The following is a 19,072-nucleotide window of genomic DNA, read 5'->3' as shown; positions in this document are numbered from 1 at the left end:
CCCCACGGCCGACCGGCCGTGTCCGCGTGTCGTCGCGATGCCTCGCCGGTCGCCCGGGAGGTGCTCGGAACCTTCTGACGGGCAGGTTAGGGAAGCGCGCCGTATCGACCCGCTGAGCGGCGCTCGAACTTCGGACGAGGCCCGCTGGGAAGTGTCTGCAAGGGGCGCGTCCCCGTCCGCGCGGCATGCGCGAGCGCGGCGTGGCCCGCCGCGAGCCAGGTGAGGGCGTACAGCCATCCCCCGAGGACGTCGCTGGGCCAGTGCACGCCGAGGTAGATCCGGCTGAGTCCGACGGCCACCGCCCAGCAGACGAGCAGTGCCGTGCCGGTACGGGCGACAGCGGGGCGGGTGGTGCGGTACAGGGCCCAGGACAGCAGCCCGGCCACGAGGGCGGAGGTGGTGGTGTGGCCGGAGGGGAAGGCGTAACCGGTGGCGGTGGTCGCCCAGTCGGCCGTGGCGGGGCGCGGCCGGTGGACCAGGAAGAGCGCGGCGTAGCGGGTGGCCTGGGCGAGGAGGAGGAAGAGGAGCGCGGCGGGGACGGCCAGCCGCCGCTCCCGCGCGTCGCGGCCCGCGATCATTCCGGCCGCCACCGCGCCCAGGTAGGGCAGGGGCCAGGTACCGGTCGCGGTGAGGAGGCGGGCGCAGTCGGCGGCCCAGGGGGGCCGGTGGCGTACGGACCAGACGTGCAGGCTCCGGTCGAGGGGGAACGGGAGGCCGTGCCGGACGGCGACGGTGACGGCGAGCAGGGCGAAGAGCGCGGCGCACACGGCTGCCGCCCCCGCCGCCGCCACCGCTCGGGTCACCTCGGCGCGACCAACGGGCGCAGCCGGGTGGCGCGGGCCCGCTCCACCAGGGGGGCGCCGCGTCGGGCCGCGACGGTCAGGCACCAGCCCACGGCGGCGCCGACCACCAGGCCGAGCACCGCGTCGTGGGGGTAGTGGGCGCCGACCCAGACCCGGGACAGCGCCATCAGGAGGGCGGCCAGGGCGGCGAGGGCGCCGATGCCCCGGTCGACGAGCCAGAGCGCGGCCGCCGCGGCGGCCGCGAGGGCGGCGTGGTTGCTGGGGAAGGACCAGTCGTCCGGGCCGGGGCACGCCTCCAACGTGACGGTGTGCAGGGTCCGGCAGGGGCGCTGTTCCCGGACCAAGGCCTTGATCAGGGCGTTGGCCGCGTAGGCGAGGACGACGACCACCGGCGCGGCCAGTGCCATCGCCAGGCGCGGGGCGTTCCCGGGCCGGGCGCGCCACCAGGCGGCCAGCATGAGTACGGCGAACAGGCCCAGGCCGTACGCCGACCAGTGCGAGACCAGTGCGTCGAGCCAGCCCGGCGACCGGCCGGCGAGCCCGGTGACACGGGTGTACAGGCGGCCGTCGAGGGAGGCTCCGTCGAGGGCGGGAAGTGCGCTCGGGGCGGGGACGTGTGCGGGAAGGGTCATGGATCGCCGCTCCCTACTACGGGTGACGTAGACGGTTCACGTCACTGTAGGAGACGGCGGTCCGTTGCGCAGGCGAGGCGTAGGCCAGGCGGCGCACCGGGGGTCAGTGGGAGTGCTCCTCGGGCGCTTCGGGCTCCCGGGGCGCTTCCGGAGCGGCCGGAGTCGCCGGAGCGGGGGGAGCCGCCTGGCCGCCGGCCCGCACCGTGAAGGCGGCGGTGTGGACCTTGCCCTGGTGCTGGAAGTCCAGGAAGAGCCGGTAGGCGCCCGCGCTGGGGGCCGTGGCCGTGAACGAGACGTCCGGCCCGGGGCCGCCGGCGTTCGGGTGGACGTGGAGGTAGGCCAGGTCTCCGTCGCGCAGGGCGACGAGGTGGCCGTAGGCGCCGAGGTAGGGCTCCAGGTCGGTGACCGGCTTGCCCTCCTTGCTGACGGTGAGCCTCAGCTCCCCCGCCTTCCCCGGGTCCAGCGTGCCTGCCAGCGCCACCTGGTAGCCGTCCACCTCGGCGGTGGGCGCGACCGGGGGCAGCGGGGCGGGGGCGTACGGGCCGGGCACGGACACGTCCGCTCCGAGGGTGACGCCCTTGGCGCCGGCGGCGGCGGGGGTGAAGTCCGCGAAGACCTTGTAGGCGCCGGGCGCCGGCAGGTCGACGGGGGTCGACCAGGTGCCGTCCTCGGCGCGTACCGGGTGCAGGTGCCGGTAGACCGTCAGGTCGCGCGAGGCGACGATGAAGTGCAGCTCCTTGCCGTGTTCCGTCTTGAACGCGGTGACCTTGCGGCCTTCGCGGTCCTTGACGGAGAACCTCAGCTCCCCCGCCCCGGGCGCGACCTGCCGGGTGTCGAGGGCGAGCGTGTAGCCACCCTCCGAAATCTGCAGCCCTCCCGCCGCCGGCCCTTGGGCCGCCCCCTCCTCATGGCCCGCGTGCCCGCCTCCGGCGGCGGGCGCAGCGGCCTGCGCCGCATGGGCGGCGTGCTCCGTGGACGCGGGGGCACTCACGGGACCGACCCCCTTGCCGACCCCGTACGCGGCTCCGAAGGCCGCGGCGAGCGCGGCGGCATAAGCGGTGATCCTCACTCCGGTGTTCATGGCTGATCTCCCGTACGACGTGGGCCCGCGTTCGGCGGTTCGATGCACTTCACCATACCCCTGGGGGGTATCAAGTCAAGTCGGATCGGACCTTGCGCCGGATACCCATGGGGGGTATACCTGGAAGCCGACAGGGATACCCCCACAGGGTATTCCGACCGACGAAGGAGAGATCCATGTCTTCCTGCTGCACCCCCGAAGGCAGCTGCGGCACCGGCGCCGCGCAGACGGCCGTCGCCATCGCCGACAGCACCGCCACGACCTACCGCGTCTCCGGCATGACCTGCGGCCACTGCAAGAGCGCCATCACCGCCTCGGTGAGCGCGCTCGACGGCGTCCTGTCCGTAGAGGTCGACGTGGACGGCGGCCTGGTCACCGTGACCACGGCCGGCGAGCCCGACGACGCGGCGGTCTCCGCCGCGATCGACGACGCCGGCTACGAGCTCACGGGCCGGGCCGCCTGACACCCGCCCGGCCCGGCCGCCGGGGCCCGCCGCCGCACCCTGCGCCATCCGCCCGGGCCCCGGGCCCCGGCCCCCACCCCGCTCGAACGAGGAGCAGTTCTCATGACCACCACCACAGCCGGCGCCGCCCAGGTCGAGCTCGCCATCGGCGGCATGACCTGCGCCTCGTGCGCGGCCCGCATCGAGAAGAAGCTCAACCGCATGGACGGGGTCGAGGCCACCGTCAACTACGCCACCGAGAAGGCGAAGGTCACCTTCGACGCCGATATCTCCGTGGCGGACCTGATCGCCACCGTCGAAGCCACCGGCTACACCGCCCGGGAGTCCGTCAAGGCCCCGGAGAACGGCGGCCCCGAGGCGCCCGCGCAGGAGGCCGACGAACTGCTCCCGCTGCGCCAACGACTGGTCGCCGCCGTCTGCCTGGCCGTGCCGGTCGTCGCGCTGGCCATGGTCCCGGCCTTCCAGTTCGAGTACTGGCAGTGGCTCTCCCTGACCCTGGCCGCGCCCGTGGTCACGTACGCCGCCTGGCCCTTCCACCGCGCCGCGTGGACCAACGCCCGGCACGGCGCCGCCACGATGGACACGCTGATCTCGGTGGGTACCACGGCCGCGTTCCTGTGGTCGCTGTGGGCGCTGTTCTTCGGCAGCGCCGGGACACCCGGCATGACGCACGCCTTCGAGTTCACCATCGCCCGCACCGACGGCGCCGGGAACATCTACCTGGAGGCGGCGGCCGGAGTCACCGCCTTCATCCTGGCCGGCCGGTACTTCGAGGCCCGCTCCAAGCGCAAGGCCGGCGCCGCGCTCAAGGCGCTGCTGGAACTGGGCGCCAAGGAGGTGACGGTGCTGCGCGGCGGCCGCGAGGTCACCGTCCCCACCGCCGAACTGCAGGCCGGCGACCGCTTCCTGGTCCGCCCCGGCGAGAAGATCGCCACCGACGGCACCGTGGTGGAGGGCTCCTCCGCCGTGGACGCCTCCATGCTCACCGGTGAGTCCGTGCCCGTCGAGGTCGGGGTCGGGGACCCCGTCACCGGCGCCACCCTCAACGCGGGCGGACGGCTGGTCGTCGAGGCCACCCGGGTCGGCGCCGACACCCAACTGGCCCGGATGGCCAAGCTGGTGGAGGACGCCCAGAACGGCAAGGCCGCCGCCCAGCGCCTCGCCGACAAGATCTCCGCCGTGTTCGTACCGGTCGTCATCGCCCTGGCGCTGGCCACCCTCGGCTTCTGGCTCGGCTCCGGCTCGGGGCTCACCGCCGCGTTCACCGCGGCCGTCGCCGTACTGATCATCGCCTGCCCGTGCGCCCTGGGCCTGGCCACCCCGACCGCGCTGATGGTCGGCACCGGCCGGGGCGCCCAGCTCGGCATCCTGATCAAGGGCCCCGAGGTCCTGGAGACCACCCGCAAGGTGGACACGATCGTCCTGGACAAGACCGGCACCGTCACCACCGGCAAGATGACCCTGCTCGCCGTGCACACCGCCGAGGGCACCGCCGAGAACGACGTACTGCGCCTGGCGGGCGCGCTGGAGCACGCCTCCGAGCACCCGATCGCGCAGGCCGTGGCCTCCGGCGCGGCAGCCCGGGTGGGCGCCCTGCCCGCCCCCGAGGACTTCGCCAACATCCCCGGACTCGGCGTCCAGGGCGTCGTGGACGGGCACGCCGTGCTCGTCGGCCGCGAGAAGCTGCTGACCGAGTGGGCGATGGTCCTGCCGGCCCACCTGGAGCGCGCCAAGGCCGCGGCCGAAGCCGCGGGCCGTACCGCGATCGCCGTCGCCTGGGACGGGGAGGCCCGCGCGGTCCTGGAGGTCGCCGACGCCGTCAAGGACACCAGCGCCGAGGCGATCAGGCGGCTGCGCGCCCTCGGGCTCACCCCGATCCTGCTCACCGGCGACAACGAGGCGGTGGCCGAAGCCGTCGCGGCGGAGGTCGGCATCGACGAGGTCATCGCGGAGGTCATGCCGCAGGACAAGGTCGACGTCGTCAAGCGGCTCCAGGTCGAGGGCCGCAGCGTGGCCATGGTCGGCGACGGCGTCAACGACGCGGCCGCCCTCGCCCAGGCCGACCTGGGCCTCGCGATGGGAACCGGCACGGACGCCGCGATCGAGGCGGGCGACCTGACCCTGGTGCGCGGGGACCTGCGGGCCGCCGCCGACGCCATCCGCCTCGCCCGCAAGACGCTCGGCACCATCCGCTCGAACCTGTTCTGGGCCTTCGCCTACAACGTGGCCGCCCTGCCGCTCGCCGCGGCCGGACTGCTCAATCCGATGATCGCCGGAGCGGCCATGGCCTTCTCCTCCGTCTTCGTCGTCGGCAACAGCCTGCGTCTGCGCGGCTTCCGGGCCGCCGACAACTGAGGAGTCCCCGTGGCCGGTTACTCAGCACACAAGGAAGACGTCATCAGACGCCTGCGGCGGATCGAGGGCCAGGTCCGCGGGGTGCAGCGGATGGTGGACGACGACGTCTACTGCATCGAGGTACTGACCCAGGTGTCCGCGATCAACGCCGCACTCCAGTCCTGCGCGGTGACGCTGCTGGACGAACACCTCGCCTGCTGCGTCACCGAGGCCATCGCGCAGGGCGGCGACGACGCGAAGGTCAAGGTCGGCGAGGCCACCAAGGCGATCGCCCGGCTGATCCGCACCTGATCCGGACACGACGAACTGCCCTTCCGTGGAGCCGACTTCACGGGAGGGCAGTTCGCCGTTCCCGCTCCCCCGCGACGCCCGCCTACCCGGCGGGGGTATGCCGCCCGGGGAGGGGCGGCCCGTACGATGAACCGCTCGCGAGGGGTGAGGGCCGAAAGGGGTGCGCGTGCGGCGACTGGGAGATCTGGAGGCCGAGATCATGGACCGGCTCTGGCTGTGGCAGCGGCCCGCTTCCGTCCGTGAGGTCGTCGACGACATCAACCTGGGGCGCCGGGTCGCCTACACCACCGTCATGACCGTGGCCGACATCCTGCACCGCAAGGGCTGGCTGCGCCGCGAGAAGTCCGGCCGCGCCTGGATCTACGAGGCGGTCCGCAGCCGGGAGGAGTACACGGCGGCGCTCATGCAGGACGCCCTGGGCGACAGTCAGGACCGCAAGGCCACCTTGCTGCGGTTCGTGGAGCGCATGTCCCACGAGGACGTCGAGGCACTGGACGCGGCCCTGCGCGCCGCCCGCCCCTGCCCCCGCCCCGAAGCCCGGGGCAGCGAGCGGTGAACCACCACGTCCTGCCGCCGCTCGGCCTGGCCCTGGTCACCGGGTTGGTCCTCCCCTGGCTGCTGGTCCGGGCCCGCTGGGCGCAGCAGGCGCCGCGCCTGGCGCTGGCCGTGTGGATCGCCTGCGGCACCGTGTTCGCGCTCGCGGCGGCGATGCTGCCGGCGCAGCTGCTGCTGCCGGCGCACACCAGCCACCGGCTCGTCGACCTGGCCCTGACGCTGCGCCTCCCGTCCCCGCGCCGGCTGGCGGCCGGTTCGGCCCGGGAGTTCCTCGCCGCGGGCGCGGCGCTCGCCGTCGCCGCGCTGCCCGCGACCGGATTCGTACGGGAGCTGGTGCGGGCGCGGCGGGCCCGGACGCGCCACGCCGAGCTGCTGCGGCTGGTCGGCCGGCCCGACCCGCACCTCGGGGTGACCGTACTGGAGGACGCGCGGCCCGCCGTGTACTGCCTGCCGGGGCGCTCGCGCCGGGTGGTGGTGTCCTCGGGCGCGGTCGAGATGCTGACGCGGCCCCAACTGGCCGCGGCGCTCGCCCACGAGCGGGCCCACATCGGCGGCCGGCACCACCTGCTGGTCGCCGCGGCCGGGGCGTACTCGGGGAGGGTGTTCCGCAGGCTGCCGCTGGCCCGGATCGGCGGGAGGGCGGTACCGCTCCTCCTGGAGATGGCCGCCGACGACCGTGCGCTGCGCGGCTGTTCCCGTGACGCGCTGGCCCACGCGCTGTACGCGCTGGCCGCCGGGCGGGCGCCGCACAGGGCGTTCGCGGCGGGCGGCCCCTCGGCCGCGCTGCGCATGAGCCGCATCCTGGCGCCGCCCGCCCCCGGCCGTCCGGTGCTGCGCGGGCTGCTCGCGGTGGCCTCGGTGGTGTCGGTGGTCGCGCCGCTGGTCTTCGCCTGCTGCTCGGTCCCGGGATAGCCGCCGCCCCGATCCCCGCATTTACTAAGCGAATTCGTAGATTTCTCGTCGCCACCGGCCACTTGAATTCCCCGCTATTGTGGGCGCGTACGGGCCGAGGACCGGGACGGCGAGGGGTGCGGGACGAATGCTGCTGGCTGACGTGCGATCGGCAGCGCCCGGTGACGCGACGGCGATATCCCGGCTGCTGGGAGCCTCGATTCGGCAGGGGTACGGCGCCGCGCTCGGGGAAATCCGGACCGCGCGCCTGGTGTCGGACCAATGCTCCCTGCCCCTGATAAGAGCGGAAATTGAAATTCCCGGCGGTGCGCCCGGCCGGCTCGGCTGGCTGGTGGCGGCCGATGCCGACGGGCAGGTCGTGGGGGCCGTCTCGGGCGGTGTCCCCGTCGCCGCCGAAGGCGAGCTGTACTCCCTGTGCGTGGCCGCGGAGCGGCGCCGCGGCGGGATCGGGACGGCGTTGCTGGCGGCGGCGACGGAGCGCATGCGGCCGTACGGGGCGACCTCGCAGTGGATCGGCCTCCCCACCGGACTGCCCGCCGGAGCCGACCCCGCCCTCGCCTTCCTCACCCGGCACGGCTTCACCGGAGCCACCCCGCTGCGCCTGCGCCGTACGCTCTGACGCCCGCCGCTCCCGCGGCCCGTGGCAGATCCACGCCATCGCGTGTTCACGCAGCCCGTTCCCCTGGTCGGGGACCCCGCTCCCAGGACAGGATTTCCCCAGCGGCGCGGTCCCGGCGGCACGGGCGCCACGCCTCGGACGGCCGGACCGAGCGAGCCCCTGGAGGAGCGATGCACACACCGAGCGGCACTTCCCTGCCCGTCGTGCCCGCCGCGCTCGCACCGGTCCTGCCGTCCGCACGACTCGCGGGCGCCGGCGCCCCGGTGTTCGTCGGCGCCGGGATCCGTGACGCGGCGGAGTTCCTGCCCGGCCTGGAGTCGCTCTCGCCCGTGGAGGAGCACGCGGCCTGGCTGCACGGAGCGCTGCTCGGCCCGTACAGCGCCGACATCACCCGCTGCCTGGGGCTCGCCCGCGAGGTCGGCGGCCCCGTACTGGACCTGGGCTGCGGCGCCGGGCGGCTCGCGGTGCCCTTCGCCCGTCACGGCTTCGAGGTCGAGGCCGTGGACCGCGACCCGGACTGTCTGGAGCGGCTGGGCGCCTGGGGCCGGCGCACGGGCCCCCAGGTGTCGGCCCGGCTGGCCACCACGCGGGCGGATCTGGCCTCGCTGCGCCTGCGGCGGGCGTACCGGCTGGCGCTGCTGGCCGGGGCGATGGTCTGCGCGGTGCCGCCCGCCGCGCGCCCGGGGCTGCTGGCCGAGGTCGCCGGGCACTTGGCCCCCGGCGGTGTCCTCGCCCTCGACTACACCGCCCACCGGCTCCGCGGCCTGGCCGAGGACCCCCGGCGGACCTGGGCCTTCCAGGTCCCGCGGTTCGACGGCGTCGAGGAATGGGCCGTCGCCCGGCAGGTCTTCGACCTGGAGGACATGAGCGAGCGGATCACGTACTGCTCCGTGCGGACCGGGAAGCGGAGCAGCGAAAGGGTGGTCCTGACGACCGACAAGTGGATCGTCGACCCGGCCCGGCTCACGGCCGAACTGCACGCGGCGGGCCTGCGCGTCGAACGCCGTTCCCGCCATCGCCTCGACGAGCGGACCGAGAGCGTCTTCCTCGTCTGCCGGGCCGCCGGCTGACTCCCGCCTCCCCCGCCCGCACCCTCTCGCCGAGGAGGGGCAAGAGGTACGATGCACTCAAAGGTTTGGGTGGACCAACGGCGGAGTGGGTGGCGGAGGAATGGCTGTCGTGGAGGAGTCGACCGGCCGCGAGGCGGTGATCCAGCGCCTCCGCGACGTGGGCCTGCGCGTCACGGGACCGCGCCTGGAGGTACTGCAAGTCCTGACCGCCGGCGGCCACATGGACGTGGAGGCCATCACCGCGGCGGCCCGCGAACGGCTCGGCACGCTCACCAGCCAGGCCGTCTACGAGATGCTGCGCCACTTCCTGGAGACCGGCCTGGCGGCGAAGTTCGACCGCCCGGGACTTCCGGCCGTCTTCGAGATCGCCGGCCCCCCGCACCAGCACGCGCTCTGCCTGCGCTGCGGCCGGGTGGAGAACGTGCGGGCCGAAGTGCCCGAGCCGACCGACGAGGTGCTCCTCGACTGGCGCATGGGCGGCGGCGCGGAAGTGGTGTTCAAGGGCCTTTGCCCCGATTGCCTGCGGACGCAGGAGCGACCGTAGGAGGTCCCGCGGGAGCGGCCGAACGGCCTGCGTGACGCCCGTCACATACGAATCGAGGCGGCGGGAGCTCCTCCAGCCACATGTGTCAAAGTGTGACTGTCGATTCGTAAGACGAGGGGGTCACTGCGCGATGGCAGCGGGCGATGGCAGGGACGGCATCCAGTCGGCCGACAGGGTGTTCGCTCTCTATCAGGAGCTGCGCCTGCGTGGGGTGTCCGACTTGGGCGACGTCTCCCGCGAACTCGGCCTGGCCCCCGAGGAGTACGAGCGGCGGCGGGCCGAACTGATCGAGCTCGGCCTGATCGTGCCGACCGGGACCACCCACGCCACGCGCGCCGACCTCCAGGCCGGTACCTGGGAGTCCGCGGCGGACGCCGTCGCCGTGGTGGACCCCGAGATCGCCCTGCTGCGCATGCTGAGACGGGAACGTGAGCGGCTGCGCGAGCACCTGGACGAGTCCGACCGGGCGTACGGCTCGCTCGAAACGCTGGTCGGCACGTTCCTGCGGCCCGGTTCGCTGAGCGGCTCCGAGGTCGAGGTGGAGATCCTCGACGACTACGGCCGGATCCAGCAGGTGCTGGAGGACATCACGGACGTCATCCAGCAGGATCTGGCCTCGATGCACGTGACGGCCCTCGTCCGCGAGGTCGCCGACCGGGTCCTCAGCCGCGACCGGCGCCAGATCGACAACGGCGTGCGCATCCGCGCCATTTACCACCAGCGCATCACCACCTCGCCGGAGGCGACGGAGATGCTGCGCCGGCGGGTCGAGGCGGGCGTCGAGATCCGCATGTCCCCCGCCGTCCCCATGAACATGATCATCGCGGACCAGCAGTTCGCCGTGCTGCCCGTCCACCCGGAGGACCGGTCGGCCGGCGCGATCCTCGCCCGCGGCCCGGCACTCGTCCGCTCCTACCGGGCGCTGTACGAGCACTGCTGGCACGCGGCCACACCGTACGGCGACGACGCAGCCCCCGAGGTCGGCGGCGACGGGCTGTCCGAACAGCAGCGGGCCGCACTCAAGATGCTCGCTTCCGGCATGAAGGACGAGAAGGTCGCCCGGACGCTCGGCGTCTCGCTGCGCACGGTCAGCCGCATGCTGTCCGAACTGATGCAGGAGATGGGGGCGTCGAGCCGGTTCGAGGCCGGTGTGCGCGCCCAGCGCCTCGGCTGGCTGGACTGACGCGCCGCGCGACGCCGCACGACGCCGCACGACGGAAAAGCCCCGCTGGCGCCCGACCCGTTGGGGAAAGGCGTGCGCGGGGCTTTCAGCCGTGGACGGCCGGCGCGGCCGCAACCTAGTCCCAGCCGTTGTCGTCCGACGCGGAGCAGGCGGTGGGGGCGGTCGCGGTACAGGACGGGCGAGCGGACATGGTTCCTCCAGGAAGCCGGAATGGCGATCGACGAGCGACGTCTTCGCGACCCGTGCCGCCGGGATGCGTCGAAGACCCCTCCATTGTCGTATGGCATCCGGGAGCCGGCCGGATTCCTGTAGCGGGTCTGAGGCGGAACTGGAGCCGCCCGGACCGGAGTTCACATTGACGTTACGCTGACATACCTTTGGTCGGCTCAAAAGAGCTGTTAGGCTGGCGATCCGGCCTTCTCGACCCTCCAGGAGAGAGGCGTCGGCGAGGCAGGAGCGTGCCGCCGCTCCTGCCTCACTCGTTCCCGGTGCACGCCGGTCGTCCGCGTCTCCCGCTCCTCGGCCAGCGCCCCCCGGTACACGTCCAGCGTCCGCGCGGCGGCGGCCCCCCAGCTCAGCGACCGCGCGTGGACCACCGCCGCCTCCCCCATCGCGGTACCCGCCCCGGGGCGCTCGACGAGGTGGCGCAGCCTCCGCGCGTACGCGGCCGGATCATGGCCGTCCACGAGCATCCCCGTCACCCCGTCCCGGACCGCGGTCGGCAGACCGCCGACCGCCGCCGCCAGGACCGGGGTCCCGCAGGCCTGGGCCTCCAGGGCGACCAGCCCGAACGACTCGCTGCGCGAGGGCACCACCAGGACGTCCGCCGCCCGGTACCACTCGGCCAACTCCCGCTGCGGCACCGGCGGGCAGAGCCGCAGTACGTCCGCCACACCCAGCTCGCGCGCCAGGTCCCGGGCCGCGTCGCGGGGCCCGGCGCCCGAATGCCCGCCCACCACGGGGACGACGATCCGCGAGCGCAGCCCCGGAACCGCCGACAGCAGTTCGGCGATCGCCCGCACCATGACGTCGGGGCCCTTGAGGGGCTGGATCCGGCCCGCGTACATCGGGACGAACGCGTCCACCGGCAGACCGAGCCGGGCCCGCGCCGCCGCCCGCCCCCGGCCCGGCCCGAAGGTGGCGAGGTCCACGCCCGGCCGGACGACCTCGGTCCGGCGGGCGCAGGCCCCGTACAGCTCCCGCAACGCCCGGGCCTCGTCGGCCGTGTTGGCGATGAGCCGGTCCGCCGAACCGGCCACCTGGTGCTCGCCCCGGATCCGCAGCTCGGGCTCGGGCGGGTCCCCGTCGGCGAGGGCGGCGTTCTTCACCCGGGCCAGGGTGTGGGCGGTGTGCACGAGGGGGACCCGCCGGCCGGCGGCGGCGATCCGGCCGGCCAGCCCGGAGAGCCAGTAGTGGGAGTGGACCAGGTCGTAGCGCCGGTCCTCCTTGAGCAGCGCCAGCGAGAACGGCAGCACCAGCCCGGGCATGGCCTCCTTGGGGAGCGCCGCGCGCGGACCGGCGGGCAGGTGGCGGACCTGTACGCCCGGAGCCAGGTCGACCCGGGCCGGTCCCTCCTCGCCACGGCACCGGGTGTACAGGTCGACTTCGACGCCGTGTTCCGCGAGGGCCCGGGACAGCTGGACCATGTAGACGTTCATGCCGCCCGCGTCCCCGGTGCCGGGCTGGTGCAGCGGCGAGGTGTGGACGCTGAGCATGGCGACGCGCAGGGACACGTGGATCTCCTAGCGGAAAGGGGGGTTCAGAAGCCGAACACCGGTCCCGAGGGCGGCGCCAGCCGGGTGCCGGGTGGGGGCGGTACGAGCGCCTCGGCCGAGACGGGCGGTCCCGGTACGGTTCCCAGGGCCGAGGCCAGCCGGTCAGCGCCCTCCGGCATCACCGGCCGCGCCCACGCGCTGAGCGCCCGGGCGACCGCCAGTTGCGCCGACAGCGCCGGCAGGTGGCGCCCGTCCGCGGCGGGGCGGAGTACGCCGTGTGCGTTGACATGGCCGAAGTCGCCGACCGCGCGGACCACTTCGTCGAGCAGGGCGACGGCCCGGCGCGGATCGAAGGCGTCCGGTCCGTACGCTTCGCGCAGGTCCTCCACGGCGCGAAGCAGCCGTCGTTCCAGGACCTGCCAGCCGGTGCCGCCGGGGAGCGCCGCCGGGGCCAGGCCGCCGCACTGCGCGCGGACGGCGGCGAACAGCCGCGAGAGCCAGCCGTTCCAGTTCTCGTCCAGCTCCCGGCGGGCCGCCGCCAGTCCGTCGGTGCGGAAGTGCGTGCGCCGGCCGAGGGGGCGGGCCGCCAGGACGTGGCGGCGCAGGGTGTCGGACCCGTACTCGGTGATCAGGTCCAGGGCCCACGCCCCGCGGCCGGCGCCGGGCCCGTCGTCCTCGATGACGAACGCCTCGTTGACGCAGAAGTCCTGCGCCGGCTTCACACCACGGGCGGACAGCAGGACCGGCAGCAGCACGGCGTGGCAGAAGGCGTGGCCGAACCCGCAGAAGTGGACGGCGCGTTCGGGCATCGAGCGGTCGTCGCCGTAGCCGAAGAGGTGCATCGCGGCGGTTTCGAAGCACCCGTCGATCCGGTGCTCGGGGAAGCCGTCGACGGGCACGGGCAGACCCCACTCCGCCGGGTTCGTCACCGCGACGTCCGGCAGGCCGTCCTCCAGCAGCGACTCGCACAGCGCGGCCAGCCTGGGCGGCAGGCCGGCATCGGCCCAGTAGGCGGCCAGGGCGTCGCGGAACGGCTCCAGCGGGATGTACAGGCGCCGGCAGCGCCGGAGTGCCGCGGGCGTGCCGCACCGGGCGCACCGCGCGCCGAGGAGGTCGCCGCCGTCGTTGGGCCGGGCGCACTCGTGGCACGTACCACCCTCACTCGGCGCCGCGCAGTGCGGACACGAACCCGTCACGTGCGCCCCGTACAGCCAGCGCCCGCACGGTTCGCAGTACGGCATCAGGCGCGTGCGGGCGGCGATGACGCCCTCCGCGTGGAGCCGGCGGAACAGCTCCGCCATCCGGCGGCCGTAGTGCGCGTCCTGGCGGGGCCGCACGATGCGGTCGAACTCGATCCCCGAGCGCAGCCAGTCCGCGGTGATCGCCTCCCGGAACCCCTCGGCGACCTCCTCCGGCTTGCGCCCCGCGCGCAGGGCCCGGACGTGGACGGAACTGCTGTGGTCGGCGGTGCCCGTGGTGAACAGGACCGGTTCGCCTTCGGCGCGCAGGTACCGCGACAGGACGTCGGCGGCGACGTACGGTCCCGCGAGGTGGCCGACGTGGAGTTCGCCGTGGGGGGCGGGCGGGGTCGCGGTGATCCAGACGGGGGTGCTCAATGGGACCTCCTTGACGCTGTGGTGCACAATGCTCAGCGAGGCTCGAAAGGGGTGGAGCTGGTTAAGGATTCCTGCGGATCGTCGAATGGCATTCTTCGCTCGGTCTCCCTGCGGTACGTGGGACGCGCATACGGCCGAATTCACGACTCCGGACTTCCCGGTGACAATGCGGATGCCGGGTCCCGATAAGCCTGCCAGAGGAAACAAGCGGCGGAGCCGGGAAGTGCTTGCGCATTCACGCCGTTGCGCGGACACGCCAAAGGGGGTGCCTTGCGGCCCCTCCGGGTGCCCAACAGGCTGTTCCCATGGAACACTTCGCGACCGATCCCATAGACCGAAGCGCCCCGGAATCCCTGCTCGTGGTGGCCGCGCACCCGGACGACATCGAGTTCTGCGTCAGCGGCACGGTCATGCGGTGGATCGCTCAGGGCACGACCCGGGTGACGTACTGCATCGTGACGGACGGCGGCGCCGGCGGATACGACGAGCAGCTGCCCCGCCAGGCGATGGGGGACCTCCGCCGGGCCGAACAGGTGCATTCCGCCAAGCGCAGCGGGGTGGACGACGTCCGCTTCCTCGGATATCCCGACAGCTACGTCGAGGCCGGCGTCGAGCTGCGCCGCGACCTGTGCCGGGTGATCCGTCAGGTCCGTCCGCAGCGCGCCGTGATCCCCAGCCCCGAGATCAACTGGTCGCGCGTCCCCGACCTGCACCCCGACCACCGGGCGGTCGGTGACGCGGCCCTGCGGGCGATCTACCCGGAGGCGCGCAATCCGTTCGCCCACCCGTCCCTGCTCAAGGAGGAGGGACTGGAGCCGTGGATCGTGCCGGAGCTGTGGCTGATGACGGGGCCCACCCCGAACCAGTACATCGATGTGACGTCGGTCTTCGACCGCAAGGTGGAGGCGCTGCGCATCCACACCTCGCAGACGGCGCACTTCGATGATCTGGCGGGGCTGCTGCGGCAGTGGCTGGGTGAGCACGCGACGGCCGCGGGGCTGCCCGCGGGACGCATGGCGGAGGCCTTCCAGGTCGTCAGGATCGACTGAGTCCCGGTCCCCGCGCCGACCGGGACCGGGACCGTGAGGCGTGCCGTGCGCCGCGCCGGTCCCCCCGGCGTCAGCGGTAGATGAGCAGTTCCTCTTCGACGGCGCCCGCCAGTTCGTAGCGGGTCCCGACCAGCGGGCGGCCCGAGTACAGGCGGATCAGCGTCGGCGCGTCGCCCCGGAACCGGGCGGCGGGACGGCCGTCCACCGCGTTGCCCAGTACCAGCGCCTCGTGCTGCCCGGCGACGTCCGCCAGCAGCCGGGGCGTTCCGCGCCTGCGGCTCGTCGTGCGGAGCAGGGGCAGGGAGAGCTCCAGGGCGGTCCCGCCGTAGGCCCCCGGCTCGCCGAGCGCCTCCCGTACGTCGCCCGCGTGGATCCACTCCCCCAGCGCCACCGCGTCCAGGGTGCCGTCACCGGCGGCTATGGCCGCACCGGCCTCGGTCAGGCCCCGCTCCAGCTCGTCCAGGATCCCGGCCACGGGCCGGTCGGCGCGTTCCGCGACGTCGGCGGCGTTGGCGGCGGGGAGGAAGACCCCCTCCTCCAGCCGGCCCTCCACGATGCGGACGAGGGCGGCCGCGCAGTGGGCGAGCACGTCCCGCACCGTCCACCCCGGGCAGGCGGTGCGCAGCGCGTACGCGGCCGCCGGCGTCCGGCGCAACAGCGGGAGCAGGGCGTCCCGTTCGGTGCGCAGGAGGCGGTCCGGGAGCCAGGGGTCGCGCATGTCCTCTACGACTGACATGGCATCAGTAGCGGTAGTGGTCGGGCTTGTACGGGCCTTCGACCTTCACGCCGATGTAGGCGGCCTGCTCCGGGCGCAGGGTGGTGAGCTTGACGCCCAGCGCGTCGAGGTGGAGGCGGGCGACCTTCTCGTCCAGGTGCTTGGGCAGCACGTACACGTCGGTCGGGTACTCCTCCGGCTTGGTGAACAGCTCGATCTGGGCCAGCGTCTGGTCCGCGAAGGAGTTCGACATCACGAACGACGGGTGACCGGTCGCGTTGCCCAGGTTCAGCAGACGCCCCTCCGACAGCACGATCAGGACCTTGCCGTCGGGGAACTTCCACGTGTGGACCTGCGGCTTGACCTCGTCCTTGATGATGCCCTCGATCTTCGCCAGACCGGCCATGTCGATCTCGTTGTCGAAGTGGCCGATGTTGCCCACGATCGCCTGGTGCTTCATCCTGGCCATGTCCGAGGCCATGATGATGTCCTTGTTGCCGGTCGTGGTGATGAAGATGTCCGCGGTCTCCACCACGTCGTCCAGCGTCGCGACCTGGTAGCCGTCCATCGCCGCCTGCAGCGCGCAGATCGGGTCGATCTCGGTCACGATCACCCGCGCGCCCTGGCCGCGCAGCGACTCCGCACAGCCCTTGCCGACGTCGCCGTAACCGCACACGACCGCGACCTTGCCGCCGATCAGCACGTCGGTGGCCCGGTTGATGCCGTCGATCAGCGAGTGCCGGCAGCCGTACTTGTTGTCGAACTTCGACTTCGTCACCGCGTCGTTCACGTTGATCGCCGGGAACAGCAGGTTGCCCTCGGCCATCATCTCGTACAGGCGGTGGACACCGGTCGTGGTCTCCTCCGTCACACCGCGGATCCCGGCGGCCAGAGCCGTCCAGTCGATGTCCGTCTTGGCCAGCAGGGCGAGGACGAGCGCCATCTCCTCGTTCCCGGCGGTCGAGGGGTCGGGCACCGCCCCGGCCTTCTGGTACTCGACGCCCTTGTGGACGAGGAGGGTGGCGTCACCGCCGTCGTCGAGGATCATGTTCGGGCCGGCGTGCCCCGGCCAGGTCAGGGCCTGCTCCGTGCACCACCAGTACTCCTCCAGGCTCTCGCCCTTCCACGCGAAGACCGGGATCCCGGCCGCCGCGACGGCGGCGGCCGCGTGGTCCTGCGTCGAGTAGATGTTGCACGACACCCAGCGGACCTCCGCGCCCAGGGCGACCAGCGTCTCGATCAGGACGGCGGTCTGCACGGTCATGTGCAGGGAGCCGGTGATGCGGGCGCCGGCCAGCGGCTGCGCCTCGGCGTACTCCGCGCGGATCGACATCAGGCCCGGCATCTCGTGCTCGGCCAGGGTGATCTCCTTGCGGCCGAAGGCGGCGAGGGAGAGGTCGGCGACCTTGAAGTCCGTGAATCCGGCTGTCATGGGGGACGCTCCTTGAACGTGGGGGAAGGCGGGGGTCACCGGGCTCAGACTCCGGCGGCCTTGCGCAGGGCGTCGGCGCGGTCGGTGCGTTCCCAGGTGAAGTCGGGCAGTTCGCGGCCGAAGTGGCCGTAGGCGGCGGTCTGGGCGTAGATGGGCCGCAGCAGGTCCAGGTCGCGGATGACGGCGGCCGGGCGCAGGTCGAAGACGTGGGAGACCGCCTCCTGGATGCGCTCGTCGGGCAGGGTCCCGGTGCCGAAGGTCTCCACGAACAGGCCGACGGGCTCGGCCTTGCCGATGGCGTACGCGACCTGCACCTCGCAGCGCGAGGCCAGACCGGCCGCGACCACGTTCTTGGCGACCCAGCGCATCGCGTACGCGGCCGAGCGGTCCACCTTGGACGGGTCCTTGCCGGAGAACGCGCCGCCGCCGTGGCGGGCCATGCCGCCGTACGTGTCGATGATGATCTTGCGGCCGGTCAGGCCCGCGTCACCCATCGGGCCGCCGATCTCGAACCGGCCCGTCGGGTTGACCAGCAGCCGGTAGCCCTCGGTGTCCAGCTTGATCCCGTCCTGCGCCAGCTGTCCGAGGACGTGCTCCACGACGAACTCGCGGATGTCGGGGGTCAGGAGGGAATCGAGGTCGATGTCGGCGGCGTGCTGGGTGGACACGACCACGGTGTCGAGGCGGACGGCCTCGTCGCCGTCGTACTCGATGGTGACCTGGGTCTTGCCGTCGGGCCGCAGGTACGGGACGACCCCGTCCTTGCGGACGTCCGTCAGCCGCCGGGCCAGGCGGTGGGCCAGTGCGATGGGCAGGGGCATCAGCTCGGCGGTCTCGTCGCAGGCGTAACCGAACATCAGGCCCTGGTCGCCGGCGCCCTGCCGGTCCAGCCCGTCGCCCTCGGCGCCGTCGGCTTCGCCCTCGACACGCTGCTCGTAGGCGGTGTCGACGCCCTGGGCGATGTCCGCGGACTGTTCTCCGATGGACACCGACACCCCGCACGAGGCGCCGTCGAAGCCCTTCTTCGAGGAGTCGTAGCCGATCTCCAGGATCGCCGCGCGCACGAGTGCGGCGATCGGCGCGTACGCCGTGGTCGTCACCTCGCCGGCGATGTGGACCTGGCCGGTGGTGATGAGGGTCTCGACGGCCACCCGCGAAGCCGGGTCCTCACGGAGCAGCGCGTCGAGGACGGTGTCGCTGATCCGGTCGGCGATCTTGTCGGGATGGCCTTCGGTGACGGACTCGGAGGTGAAGAGCCGCTTGCTCATGCCCGGCCCACCTCCAGCGGGAAGAAGTGCTTCTCGATGGCGCCGAGGGTGCGGATCTCGTCGACCTCCAGGGTCTCCATCTGGATCGGCTTTCCGCTGTGCTGCTCCAGCAGGAAGACGAACTCCACGAAGGACAGGGAGTCGATCAGCCGGTGCTCGATGAGGTCCAGGTCGGGAGCGATGTCGTCGAGCTCCGAGTGGCGGGCGAGGAGCCAGTTCTTCAGCTGCTGCAGACCGTTCGACATGGTGGTTCTCCTTGGGGAAGTGGTGCCTGTGGAGGCTCGGGTTGCTTGTACGGGTCCGGCTGGGCCGGGCAGGGGCCGCGGCAGGGGCGGGCCGGGCGAGCCGGGCTCCAGGACGGGGGCCGCGACGGCCACCGCGTAGTCCACGTCGTGGCTGATGGACACGGTGATCGCGGTGATCCCCGAGTCCGCGGCCATGACGGCCGCCGCACGGTGGAGTTCGACGAGCGGCCAGCCGCCCTCGCAGCGCCTCACGACGATGTCCCGCCAGGGCAGGAACCTGCCGCCGACACGGAGGGTCTTGAACGCCGCTTCCTTGGCGGCGATCCGGCCGCACAGGCTCAGCACGTCGAGCCTGGTGGAACAGCGGCAGTCGGCGAGTTCGCCGGGGGTGAGCATCCGCTCGAAGAAGTCCTCGCCGTACTCGGTGAGGAGCCGGCGGACGCGGGTGACGGACACGATGTCCATGCCGAGGTTCGCCCATCCCATCACGCCCGCCGGAGGGGCGACGGGTCGGGTCGGCACG

Annotated in this window: 19 protein-coding genes; 10 read left to right on the top strand and 9 right to left on the bottom strand. The window is 73.2% G+C overall.

What is annotated here, in order from left to right; translation table 11 throughout:
• Positions 1–86: 86 nt before the first annotated feature.
• From OHA81_RS24050 to OHA81_RS24040, 3 genes are all read right to left on the bottom strand, one after another.
• Positions 87–803 carry a phosphatase PAP2 family protein gene (locus tag OHA81_RS24050; RefSeq protein ID WP_329199079.1) on the bottom strand — a complete coding sequence of 239 codons (717 nt, stop codon included), beginning with the start codon at positions 801–803 and terminating at the stop codon, positions 87–89.
• Positions 800–1,435 carry a phosphatase PAP2 family protein gene (locus OHA81_RS24045; protein WP_329199077.1) on the bottom strand — a complete coding sequence of 212 codons (636 nt, stop codon included), beginning with the start codon at positions 1,433–1,435 and terminating at the stop codon, positions 800–802. The genes OHA81_RS24050 and OHA81_RS24045 overlap by 4 nt, the downstream gene beginning before the upstream one ends.
• Positions 1,436–1,538: 103 nt before the next feature.
• Positions 1,539–2,516, bottom strand: a complete 978-nt coding sequence (locus OHA81_RS24040; protein ID WP_329199075.1) for a hypothetical protein — start codon at positions 2,514–2,516, stop codon at positions 1,539–1,541.
• 176 nt (positions 2,517–2,692) lie between these two features.
• Between OHA81_RS24040 and OHA81_RS24035 the strand changes: the two genes are divergently transcribed.
• The 9 genes from OHA81_RS24035 to OHA81_RS23995 all read left to right on the top strand — a co-directional run bounded on the left by OHA81_RS24035 (position 2,693) and on the right by OHA81_RS23995 (position 10,509).
• Positions 2,693–2,980: a heavy-metal-associated domain-containing protein gene (locus OHA81_RS24035; RefSeq protein WP_329199074.1), complete on the top strand. Its 288-nt coding sequence runs from the start codon at positions 2,693–2,695 to the stop codon at positions 2,978–2,980.
• A gap of 102 nt (positions 2,981–3,082) precedes the next feature.
• Positions 3,083–5,335, top strand: a complete 2,253-nt coding sequence (locus tag OHA81_RS24030) for a heavy metal translocating P-type ATPase (protein ID WP_329199072.1) — start codon at positions 3,083–3,085, stop codon at positions 5,333–5,335.
• A 9-nt stretch (positions 5,336–5,344) separates the two neighbouring features.
• Positions 5,345–5,626: a metal-sensitive transcriptional regulator gene (locus OHA81_RS24025; protein ID WP_329199070.1), complete on the top strand. Its 282-nt coding sequence runs from the start codon at positions 5,345–5,347 to the stop codon at positions 5,624–5,626.
• 166 nt (positions 5,627–5,792) lie between these two features.
• On the top strand, positions 5,793–6,182 hold the full coding sequence (locus tag OHA81_RS24020; protein WP_329199068.1) for a BlaI/MecI/CopY family transcriptional regulator: 390 nt from the start codon (positions 5,793–5,795) through the stop codon (positions 6,180–6,182).
• Positions 6,179–7,093, top strand: a complete 915-nt coding sequence (locus OHA81_RS24015; RefSeq protein WP_329199067.1) for a M56 family metallopeptidase — start codon at positions 6,179–6,181, stop codon at positions 7,091–7,093. The genes OHA81_RS24020 and OHA81_RS24015 overlap by 4 nt, the downstream gene beginning before the upstream one ends.
• A 127-nt stretch (positions 7,094–7,220) precedes the next feature.
• On the top strand, positions 7,221–7,712 hold the full coding sequence (locus OHA81_RS24010) for a GNAT family N-acetyltransferase (protein ID WP_329199066.1): 492 nt from the start codon (positions 7,221–7,223) through the stop codon (positions 7,710–7,712).
• A gap of 170 nt (positions 7,713–7,882) precedes the next feature.
• On the top strand, positions 7,883–8,782 hold the full coding sequence (locus OHA81_RS24005; RefSeq protein ID WP_329199064.1) for an SAM-dependent methyltransferase: 900 nt from the start codon (positions 7,883–7,885) through the stop codon (positions 8,780–8,782).
• Between the two features lie 100 nt (positions 8,783–8,882).
• Positions 8,883–9,326, top strand: a complete 444-nt coding sequence (locus OHA81_RS24000) for a Fur family transcriptional regulator (protein ID WP_443056636.1) — start codon at positions 8,883–8,885, stop codon at positions 9,324–9,326.
• Positions 9,327–9,456: 130 nt separating this feature from the next.
• Complete coding sequence (locus tag OHA81_RS23995; RefSeq protein WP_329199060.1) at positions 9,457–10,509, top strand: helix-turn-helix transcriptional regulator; 1,053 nt, start codon at positions 9,457–9,459, stop codon at positions 10,507–10,509.
• A gap of 398 nt (positions 10,510–10,907) precedes the next feature.
• Here OHA81_RS23995 and mshA read toward each other — a convergent pair whose 3' ends face one another.
• Together mshA and OHA81_RS23985 are read right to left on the bottom strand one after the other, a co-directional pair.
• Positions 10,908–12,224: a D-inositol-3-phosphate glycosyltransferase gene (gene mshA, locus OHA81_RS23990; protein ID WP_329202520.1), complete on the bottom strand. Its 1,317-nt coding sequence runs from the start codon at positions 12,222–12,224 to the stop codon at positions 10,908–10,910.
• Positions 12,225–12,268: 44 nt separating this feature from the next.
• Entirely contained in the window at positions 12,269–13,840 is a 1,572-nt protein-coding gene (locus tag OHA81_RS23985; RefSeq protein WP_329199058.1) for a class I tRNA ligase family protein, read from the bottom strand.
• A 305-nt stretch (positions 13,841–14,145) separates the two neighbouring features.
• On the opposite strand from OHA81_RS23985, the gene OHA81_RS23980 reads away from it, so the two are divergent.
• Positions 14,146–14,889, top strand: a complete 744-nt coding sequence (locus OHA81_RS23980) for a PIG-L deacetylase family protein (RefSeq protein WP_329199056.1) — start codon at positions 14,146–14,148, stop codon at positions 14,887–14,889.
• Positions 14,890–14,959: 70 nt separating this feature from the next.
• Here the strand turns inward: OHA81_RS23980 and OHA81_RS23975 are convergent, their stop codons facing one another.
• From OHA81_RS23975 to acpS, 4 genes are read right to left on the bottom strand one after another with little or no spacing between them, the layout of a single operon-like run.
• Complete coding sequence (locus OHA81_RS23975; protein WP_329199054.1) at positions 14,960–15,625, bottom strand: maleylpyruvate isomerase family mycothiol-dependent enzyme; 666 nt, start codon at positions 15,623–15,625, stop codon at positions 14,960–14,962.
• Between the two features lie 4 nt (positions 15,626–15,629).
• Positions 15,630–17,036: an adenosylhomocysteinase gene (gene ahcY / locus OHA81_RS23970; RefSeq protein WP_329199052.1), complete on the bottom strand. Its 1,407-nt coding sequence runs from the start codon at positions 17,034–17,036 to the stop codon at positions 15,630–15,632.
• A gap of 44 nt (positions 17,037–17,080) precedes the next feature.
• Positions 17,081–18,304: a methionine adenosyltransferase gene (gene metK, locus OHA81_RS23965; protein WP_329199050.1), complete on the bottom strand. Its 1,224-nt coding sequence runs from the start codon at positions 18,302–18,304 to the stop codon at positions 17,081–17,083.
• On the bottom strand, positions 18,301–19,071 hold the full coding sequence (gene acpS / locus OHA81_RS23960) for a holo-ACP synthase (protein ID WP_329199048.1): 771 nt from the start codon (positions 19,069–19,071) through the stop codon (positions 18,301–18,303). Before acpS ends, metK begins: the two co-directional genes overlap by 4 nt.
• Between the last annotated feature and the right edge of the window lies 1 nt (position 19,072).

This window comes from Streptomyces sp. NBC_00667 (assembly GCF_036226825.1).
Taxonomy (GTDB): domain Bacteria; phylum Actinomycetota; class Actinomycetes; order Streptomycetales; family Streptomycetaceae; genus Streptomyces.
The sequence above is the reverse complement of the archived record's forward strand: the minus strand, read 5'-3'. Positions and strand labels throughout refer to the sequence as shown.